The 1,465-nt window shown below is 65.0% G+C and carries 2 protein-coding genes; one reads left to right on the top strand and one right to left on the bottom strand.

Features of this window, described 5'->3' with window-relative positions; genetic code table 11:
• Positions 1 to 809 (top strand): hypothetical protein (locus KXR83_RS26785; protein WP_437427234.1); only part of this gene is annotated, 809 nt, incomplete at its 5' end.
• A gap of 12 nt (positions 810 to 821) precedes the next feature.
• Here KXR83_RS26785 and KXR83_RS26780 read toward each other — a convergent pair.
• Positions 822 to 1,241 (bottom strand): CoA-binding protein, encoded by a 420-nt coding sequence (locus tag KXR83_RS26780; protein WP_023962541.1) that lies wholly within the window; start codon positions 1,239 to 1,241, stop codon positions 822 to 824.
• Positions 1,242 to 1,465: the final 224 nt, after the last annotated feature.

Below are 1,465 nucleotides of genomic sequence, written 5' to 3'. Positions count from 1 at the left end.
CCGATCTGGCCAAGACCACGGCCACGCCGTACTGGATCGACCATCAAGGAGGGACGCGACCCGGCGAGTCCATTGCCATCCGGTTCGCCTTCATCGCCGTCGACACATGGCGCGGCGATCAGCCCCGCATCGACATCGATCGTCTCCTCGATCGCGACTCCGGACAGATCGACGATTGGGCCGTCCGCACCGACGAGAACAACTACCCGCGACCACTGCGACGGCAGCTACGCCAATCAACGTTGTCGCCGCACGACCAGGCCACGATCGACGAGATGCGGGCGCATCCCATCGGCAAACTCGCCTACCTGGCATGTTCGACGGCGACGGCGATCGAGCAGAGCCGATCGTGGAAGCACGACATCCTCGACAACAAGATGATCCGGGTCGACCTCGATGCCGAGGTGGCGGAGATCAGCCGCAGCTGCGCGCGGTTGCGTGCCTCCGTCGACAAACTTGGGGCCGGTCCGCCCAACGACCTCGGCGACGACCCCGAGCTCACCGCTATCCACGCCGCGCGGTCGCAGGTGCATGACGAACGGCTGGGCCAGCTCGTCCAGCGACTGGAGGCGTTCACCCGCTACCGAGCCGGCGTCGAGCAGGTGGACCGTCAGCTGGCAAAGCTCGAATGGGTGATCAGCGTTGTGGTCGACGACGATTCGGACGAATATGTCGCCGCGGCCGAAGACGAGCTGGGGTCCGAGCGATTGAACCGCGCGGCCGAGGAGTTCGACACCGTGGCAGGCGCGATCATCGAGACCATGCTCACCGACGCCAAGCGCCTTTCGCGGATCGTGCGCTACTCGTAGGCGCCTTACGGGTCAGCGTGGCGCCGACACGCCCAGTCGCCGTTGTTCGATGATGAGGCAGCGGTCTTCCACGTACAGCAGGCCCGCATTCTCTGCGATCTCGCGAGCCTCCGCCGAGGCGATGCCCAGCTGAAGCCACAGTGCTGTGGCCCCGGCGGCCACAGCCTGCCGGGCGATCTCGGCCGTCTGGTCCGAGGGACGGAACACGTCGACGAGCCCGATTTGTTCGGGGATGTCGGCCAGTGTTCGGTAGACGGGTTCCCCGAAGAGTTCGTCGGCTTTGGGGTTCACCGGGATGATCCGCCAGCCGTGGTTCTGCATGTGGGCGGGCACGGTGTGCGCCGCCTTGGCAGGGTCCGCACTGGCCCCGACCACGGTGATCGTGTCGTACTTGCTCAGGATCTGTTCGACAACATCATCGGTGTTCGACATGGTGAAAATCCTAGGGTTCGCGGGTGCGGCCGCGACGTCTGCCCGGCCTCCATGGTTCAAACGAGCCACCGAACCGGTTTCTTCCCAGTTGCATTTTCCGGAGGATGGATTTCCGTCGACCCGTGTCCAGGACCCCGCACGCCGCGCCCCGCGGCACGACATACTCACATGATGGAGCCCTGGCAGATCATMCTGGTGGTAGTCATCGTCGTAGTGGTCGTGGG

Origin of the sequence: Williamsia muralis, from assembly GCF_051487485.1 — a bacterium.
GTDB classification, from domain to species: Bacteria; Actinomycetota; Actinomycetes; order Mycobacteriales; family Mycobacteriaceae; genus Williamsia; species Williamsia muralis_B.
Note: the sequence above shows the minus strand (reverse complement) of the source record. Positions and strands in the feature narration are given on the sequence as shown.